This is a genomic window from Corallococcus sicarius (genome assembly GCF_003611735.1).
GTDB classification, from domain to species: domain Bacteria; phylum Myxococcota; class Myxococcia; order Myxococcales; family Myxococcaceae; genus Corallococcus; species Corallococcus sicarius.
Genome location: NZ_RAWG01000781.1, coordinates 1 through 403, shown reverse-complemented (window position 1 = coordinate 403; position 403 = coordinate 1). Strand labels below are relative to the sequence as shown.

At 59.6% G+C, this 403-nt stretch carries 1 protein-coding gene; it reads right to left on the bottom strand.

What is annotated here, in order from left to right; all coding sequences use genetic code 11:
- Positions 1 to 191: 191 nt before the first annotated feature.
- On the bottom strand, positions 192 to 403 hold a 212-nt coding region (locus D7X12_RS43925), incomplete at its 5' end, for a hypothetical protein (protein ID WP_208719661.1).

Below are 403 nucleotides of genomic sequence, written 5' to 3'. Positions count from 1 at the left end.
GAACTGGACGAGGACATCGACGAGTTGGCTCAGAACTTGTTCAAGCAGCTGCACGACCGCGAGGAGGCGGACGTCGTGCGCCTCCGTAGCGTCGCCAAGTTCGTCCGGGGCGGAAGCTGTACGTTGTTCTTTTCGCTCTCTCCTTCATTCTCCTCCGACCAGGTTTCATGCTGACGAGGCGCTGTCAACCTTCAGGCTACGCTCACGACCTCGCCAAGTACTTTGGCGATGAAACGAGCGTTCCGGGTGGCAAGTGCGGCAAGTGCTCCGTGAGTCTTCGATCCTGTGGCTGTCCGCACTATCGTTCCCGATTTCTCACCATTGTATGCGACTCCCCGCCGCAGTTCTGCCTGACTGGCCAAACGATCGCGTTCGACCCCAAGCTCGACGCCCCCTTCACCGA